This is a genomic window from Janthinobacterium sp. GW456P (genome assembly GCF_002127655.1).
Lineage (GTDB): Bacteria > Pseudomonadota > Gammaproteobacteria > Burkholderiales > Burkholderiaceae_D > Janthinobacterium.
Window position 1 is genome coordinate 1 of the sequence record NZ_NEHB01000059.1, and the last position, 6283, is coordinate 6283.

The 6283-nt window shown below is 64.3% G+C and carries 8 protein-coding genes and 1 pseudogene; 3 read left to right on the top strand and 6 right to left on the bottom strand.

The genetic code is table 11. From position 1 onward, the window contains the following. The coding region (locus CBW66_RS28050; protein ID WP_367379992.1) for a FimV family protein at positions 1–576 on the bottom strand (576 nt) is incomplete at its 3' end. A 171-nt stretch (positions 577–747) separates the two neighbouring features. Here CBW66_RS28050 and fumC point away from each other — a divergent pair. The 3 genes from fumC to CBW66_RS28065 all read left to right on the top strand — a co-directional run bounded on the left by fumC (position 748) and on the right by CBW66_RS28065 (position 2866). Then, a complete protein-coding gene (fumC, locus tag CBW66_RS28055; protein ID WP_086141001.1) occupies positions 748–2142 on the top strand; it encodes a class II fumarate hydratase in 1395 nt (464 codons plus the stop codon). A gap of 96 nt (positions 2143–2238) precedes the next feature. Further along, entirely contained in the window at positions 2239–2460 is a 222-nt protein-coding gene (locus CBW66_RS28060; protein WP_035825476.1) for an RNA-binding S4 domain-containing protein, read from the top strand. Between the two features lie 121 nt (positions 2461–2581). Beyond that, on the top strand, positions 2582–2866 hold the full coding sequence (locus CBW66_RS28065; protein WP_086141002.1) for a hypothetical protein: 285 nt from the start codon (positions 2582–2584) through the stop codon (positions 2864–2866). Positions 2867–2870: 4 nt separating this feature from the next. Here the strand turns inward: CBW66_RS28065 and CBW66_RS28070 are convergent, their stop codons facing one another. The 5 genes and pseudogenes from CBW66_RS28070 to CBW66_RS29175 form a co-directional block, all read right to left on the bottom strand. Next, positions 2871–4496 (bottom strand): DUF692 family multinuclear iron-containing protein, encoded by a 1626-nt coding sequence (locus CBW66_RS28070; protein ID WP_086141003.1) that lies wholly within the window; start codon positions 4494–4496, stop codon positions 2871–2873. 17 nt (positions 4497–4513) lie between these two features. Beyond that, entirely contained in the window at positions 4514–4816 is a 303-nt protein-coding gene (locus tag CBW66_RS28075) for a DUF2282 domain-containing protein (RefSeq protein ID WP_070313700.1), read from the bottom strand. Between the two features lie 233 nt (positions 4817–5049). Continuing rightward, the gene (locus CBW66_RS28080) at positions 5050–5250 is read right to left on the bottom strand and encodes a YjfB family protein (RefSeq protein ID WP_086141004.1); all 201 of its coding nucleotides are present in this window, start codon (positions 5248–5250) and stop codon (positions 5050–5052) included. 57 nt (positions 5251–5307) lie between these two features. Further along, the gene (gene mobB, locus CBW66_RS28085) at positions 5308–5832 is read right to left on the bottom strand and encodes a molybdopterin-guanine dinucleotide biosynthesis protein B (RefSeq protein WP_086141005.1); all 525 of its coding nucleotides are present in this window, start codon (positions 5830–5832) and stop codon (positions 5308–5310) included. 94 nt (positions 5833–5926) lie between these two features. Beyond that, positions 5927–6283, bottom strand: a pseudogene (locus tag CBW66_RS29175) (hypothetical protein); the annotation flags it as partial.

Genomic DNA, 6283 nt, shown 5'->3' on the forward strand with positions numbered 1-6283 from the left:
CACGAACACGCGCGCCGGACGCACGAGGCCCTCGGCCCGCGCGCGGGCCGCCAGCGCGGCGGCATCGGGCGATGGCGCGACGGGTACGGCGCGTGGCAACGGCACAGGCGTGGAAACAGGCGCGGGCAACGGAATAGCTGGCCGGACTGGCGCACTGACGAGTACGGCAGCAGGCGGCGCCGGCGTCAACCACAAGGTGCCCAGGCGCACGACGGCGCCACTACCATTGCCCAGCAATAAATACAGGTGCACATGCCCCGCCTGAATTGCTTGCCGCGTGGCCACGCGCACATAATGGCGTCCACCGCGTTCAAACGGGCCGATCGCCAAGGTTTGCAGGGCCGGATCCATGCCGATGCCGCCACCGCGGTACACATCGGACGAGGCCAGGCGCACGGCCACGCCGTTGGCCTCATCCGGCGCCAGGGCCGTCAGTTCGAGCTCAGCCAGCAGAGGCTGCCCCACGTGCGACAGCACCGCCATCTCGCCCAATTCAGCGGCCATGACGGGCGGCAAGCCCAGGCTGGCGGCGGCGCACGCGATCAAAGACCAACGGGGAAGGATGCTGCTGTGCATGGACTGATCGCTTTGATAACAGAATAAGAAGGGGAACTCGCCTGTCTTTAACGGCAGGAAATCGCAAAAATATAGATGGGCCATGGCAAAAATGATGCAATACAGCATCATCCTGTGCCTTTTTGACGTCTGGAGTACACTCGATCCACCTCCATCGATGAAAGGGATGCCATGAGTAGCAGAATCGAACGCGACAGTTTCGGCCCGATCGACGTACCCGCCGACCGGCTTTGGGGAGCGCAAACGCAGCGCTCGCTCGAGCATTTCCATATCTCCACGGAAAAGATGCCGCCCGAACTGATCGCCGCCCTGGCCACCGTCAAGCGCGCGGCCGCCCACGTCAACCTGGACCTGGGATTATTGGATGGCAAGAAAGCCATCGCCATCACGCAGGCGGCCGACGAAGTGCTGGCCGGCAAGCACGCCGCAGAATTCCCGCTGGCCGTCTGGCAAACGGGGTCCGGCACGCAAAGCAATATGAACATGAATGAGGTGCTGGCCAACCGCGGCTCCGAGCTGATCGGCGGCTTGCGCGGCGCCGAGCGCCTGCTGCACCCGAACGACGACGTGAACCTGGGCCAGTCCTCGAACGACATTTTCCCCACCGCCATCCACGTGGCGGCCGCCCTGGCCGTCGCCAACACGGTCTTGCCGCCGCTGCGCCAGCTGCGCGCCACCCTGGACGCGAAAGCCACGGAGTTTGCCGACATCGTCAAGATCGGGCGTACGCATTTGCAGGACGCCACCCCGCTGACCCTGGGCCAGGAATTTTCCGGCTACGTGGCACAGTTGGACTTTGCCGAGCACATCATCACGGCAGCATTGCCGCCGCTGCTGCAGCTGGCCGCCGGCGGCACGGCCGTGGGCACGGGATTGAATGCCCACGTGGAATTTGCCGGCCGCATCGCCGCCGAACTGGCGCGCCTGACGGGCCAGCCGTTCGAGACGGCCAGCAACAAGTTTGCCGCCCTGGCCGCCCACGATGCCTTGGTCGCCGCCCATGGCGCTTTCAAAACCCTGGCCACGGCCCTGATGAAAATCGCCAACGACGTGCGCTGGATGGCGTCCGGCCCCCGTTCCGGCCTCGGCGAAATCACCATCCCCGAAAACGAGCCGGGCAGCTCCATCATGCCGGGCAAGGTCAATCCCACCCAGTGCGAAGCGCTGACCATGCTGTGCTGCCAGGTCTTCGGCAACGATGTGGCCATCACGGTGGGCGGCGCCTCGGGCAATTTCGAATTGAACGTCTTCAAGCCCTTGATTGCACACAACTTCCTGCAAAGCGCGCGCCTGCTCGGCGACGGCATGCGCAGCTTCGACGAGCATTGCGCGCACGGCATTGCACCGAACCGTGGCCGCATCGCCGAACTGATGGAACGCTCCTTGATGCTGGTCACGGCACTGGCGCCGCACATCGGCTACGACAAAGCGGCGCAAATCGCCAAGCAAGCCCAGCACGAAGGCACGACCTTGAAGGAAGCGGCGCTGGCCCTGGGCTTTGTGACGGAAGAGCAATTCAGCGCATGGATCGTGCCGCTGGAGATGACACAGCCCAACAAAAGTTAAGGCTCAGCCTGCATGCTCCCTCGCTTCATGTAAACTATGACCTTAGTTGACACTGTCATTCAGTGTTGAAAACACATCGTTGCAATAAGGGATACAATGCAAAAAGTAAGCTTTGATTTAACATCCGAGTTCGTCGAGCTGAACCAGCTGCTGAAGCTGGTCGGCTTGTGCGACAGCGGTGGCGCAGGCAAGGTCATGGTCGATAGCGGCGTAGTGAAGGTCGATGGCAAGAAGGAATTACGCAAGACCGCCAAGATCCGCGCCGGCCAGGTCGTCAGCGTGGGCGATATCCGTATCACGGTCGTCGCTCCCGTTTGATGCCGGCATGGGGCGCGAAAGCGGCCCCATGCGTACAGCCAGCCCCGCCAGTCGGCTGCCTGGATCAAGCTGCAAGACGTCGTTATTGTCAGATAAATATCGATTGCAGAAGGGAAGCGCCATGGACCAGCCCGAACAAGGTACGCGCAGCCAGGAACGCCTGATCGGCGACTTGCGCCAGGTAATAGAAAACGCGGAAGAATTACTGCGTAACACAGACAAATATACTAGCAGCCTGTATCAAAGCGCGCGCGCCAGGCTGCAACTGGCCCTCGTGGCGGCTACCGCCGAACTGGCCCGCTTTGAAGAAGAGCAAGTCACGCGCATGATGGACGCCACCCTGGCCGCGAATGCCCTGTACCGCGATCAGACGGGCGAAGCGCGACTGCTGCGGGCCTTCGAATAAACCGTCACGCTGCCAGCACCGCATGCGCCAGCCACTGGCGCAGGTGCGCGGCCAAGTCGAAGGCCGGATCCAGTTCGAACGCCGCATCGAGCGCGGTAGCAAACACCTGTCCCTGCTGCAAAGCTTGCAAGGCGGCATGCGCAGCCGCATCGAGTACCAGCAACTGCGCTTTCCAGCGCGGCCGGCAGACCAGTGCCCAGCTCGCCACCTGCAGATCTTGCGGAAACATCCCCGTACCGTCCTCCTCCTGATGCGCCTGCCACAAGGCCGCCACCTGCCAGTCGGACGCGAACAAGGTGCAAGCCGGATGCAAGGTAAAACGCCGCGCTTCCAGTTGATCGGGATGCAAAGCGGCCAGCGACTCGGGCGCCAGCGCTTGCGCATCGGCCGCGTAATGGGCCAGGTGCAAGGCCCATTCCAGGCGGGCCATGTCCGGCAGGTAGGGCAATGTGGCCACGGGCGGGAAAGCAGCCAGAAAATCGGCGAAACGGGCGCCAAACTGATTCAAATCGGCGCTATCGGATGGCATCTGCCGGCCATACGCGCGCGCCAGGCCGCCAAAGAAATCCTCGCCCACCAGCGCCAGCACGACGGGATAGGCGTGCGCCAGCGTGCGGCGCCAGGTGGCGCTCGCATTGCCGCGGTACAGTGAAAAACGCTGCGGCACCGCCTCTCCCGCGAACGCTGGCAATGTTGCCGCAGTATCGAGTAAGGCTATGGCAAATGCCTGCTGGCCAGCCGCCAGCGCATCAAGCGACGCGGGTAGCGGCGGCGACAGCGGCGACGCTGCCTGCCATGATGGCGTTTGCGGCGCATGGCGCGCCAGCATGGCCTGCGCCTTGTCCGCTTCGCCCAGCAGGACATCGAGCGGCGGCAAATCCGTATCCCATTCGACGAGAGTGGGAATGGCGCCAAAGCGCCGCAAGGCGGCCGCATATAGCTCCCAGACGGGATCGGCCACGGCGGCGCCATGGTGGTCGATCACGGCGTGCGGCGTCAGCAGATGGCCGCCCAGGTGCAGCTCGCCCACGCTGTCCGGCGCGATGGACTGCATGGCCGCCAAGGCATCTTCACCGTGGTTGCACTGGTTCACATACAGATTATTGATATCGAGCAGCAACCCGCAGCCGCTGCGGCGCGCCAGTTCCGCCAGGAATTGCGCTTCGCTCATGGCATCGTCGGCAAAACGCAGATAAGTGGCGACATTCTCCAGCAAGATCGGCCTTTTCAGCACATCCTGCACCCGCCCGACTCTTGCGCACAGCAGATCCAGGGCGGCGCCATTCAAAGCCAGCGGCAACAGGTCATTGAGTTGCTGCTGCGCCACGGCGCCCCAGCACAAGTGCTCCGACACGAGGACCGGCTCGATACGCTCGACCACGGCGCGCACGCGCCGCAAATGGGCTTCGGAAAAGCCCTGCGCGGAACCGAGGCCCAGTCCCACGCCATGCAGGCTGACGGGGTAATCCTGGCGCAAGGTCTGCAGCACGTGACTATCCCAGCCCGACGGCTGCAGATAATTTTCAGTGTGCACTTCCAGCCAGCCGACCTGGGGCCGGCGCGCGAGGAAATCGCGGTAGTGCGCGGCGCGCAAGCCGACGCCGGCAAGCGCCTGGATGGACCGCGGCATGGGCAGGCGGCGAACGCTTACGGCTGCGTGGCCGGTTTGGCAGCCTTGCCGGCCTTGATGGGCTTGACGGAGCCTCCCGCCTGTTCGCACGTCCCCTTGGCTACATACGCCCATTCCGTGGGCAAGTTGTCCGCCTCCGCCTGGCCCGCGCAGGAATGCGCGCCATCGGACGAGGCGCAATCGTTCTGCCCGGCCTTGGCCACGCCATAGCATTTTTCCTTGTCGCCTGGGGCGGGGCCATCGTGCGCGGCCGCATTGACGGAAGTACCGGCACAGAGGCCAGCGAGGGCGGCGGCAATGAGAGCTTGACGTTTATTCATGGGGATTCCTCTTGCATGGGTCGAAGTAAAGTGGGCACGCCCCGGGCTGCACGATGGACAACGCGAGGTGATGGACGTCATTCTACTGAATCGGCCGAATCATGGCGAACGGAGACGGGAGGAAGGCGAAAAGGGCGGCAAAAAGACAGACAAAAACGCCCACGCGCCACCGTCGATGACGGTGGTGTGGGCGTATCTATGGCGAGCGCCAGACTGGCGCCGCGGGACCGCGCTCAGGCAGTCGTGTTGATGCGGTTACCGAGATGAGCCGGCAGACTCGGTGCCGCCTGTACCGGTGGCAACGCTGCCAGCAAGGCGGTGGCGGTCGAGCTTTGGATATCCTGGGCTTTTTTCAGGACAGTCAAGCCGACGGCTTGCCGCGTGCCTGTCTCCGCCATCGTGGTTGACAGTTGAGCAATGCTTCCGACGTCCATACGTTTCTCCAATGAGGTTCTACCCTTGTTAACGGATGCCGCCGGCAAACCTTTAGCTTATTTTTCCAGCCTGTGCAGCAACCAGGCCAGCACCTGTTCGCGCGCATTCAAGTCCAGCCATTGCACGCCATCGCGCAAGTCGGCCGGCGCCGGACTGTCGGAGGCGACGGCGATCACATGCGGGTCATGCGGATACAGGGGCGCCTGCCCTACTTCCGGACGGAACACTTCCAGCTTGGGAATGGGATCCGTCTTGAAACCCTCGACCAGGGTCAGGTCTGCCGGCCCCATGCGGGCCAATTGCTGCGCCAGGCTCGGCTCGGGTGCCCCGCGCAGCTCATGCACGATGGCAAATCGATACGGCGACGCCACCAGCACCTCCGCCGCCCCCGCCATGCGCAGGCGGGCGCTGTCTTTTTGCGGCGGTTCCAGCGCCAGGTCATGGTGGCTATGCTTGACCAGGTTGACGCGCAAGCCGCGCGCCGCCAGTTCCTTCACCACAAATTCCAGCAGGGTCGTCTTGCCGCTGCCGGAACGGCCGATCACACCGAGTACCGGGTGTGGGGGCATCGCATCGTGCATGGTCACTCCTTGATTGAGAAGGAATGATTATACGCAGCCCCACGGGCGCGACCGCCGGCGCAGACCCCGCGCATCGTCCAGCACTTCACCCAAGTCACGCGACTCCAGGTTTTTCGCCATTCCCGGCGACAAGGGGCGCCGGCTTGCCGCCCTGCCGACGGCGCCGGCCCGACGACTTCGGCGCTGCCGCGCCCGCCGTTTTACCCGCAGCATTACCCGCTGTTTTGCCATTTGGCGCATGTGCATTCCTGGCCGTGCGCGCCAATTGCCGGTGGGCGGCGATCGCGCCCGCCTCGGCATCGGACTGGAAGGCGACGGCGGCGGCCAGCTCGCCATCAGGCTGGCAAGCGGGCGCCGGCGGGGCGAAATCCTGCGCCCGCACATCGGCCTCCCAGGCGGCGCGCTGCGCCACTACGGCGGCGGGCACGGCGGGCGCCGCGCGGGCTTGCGC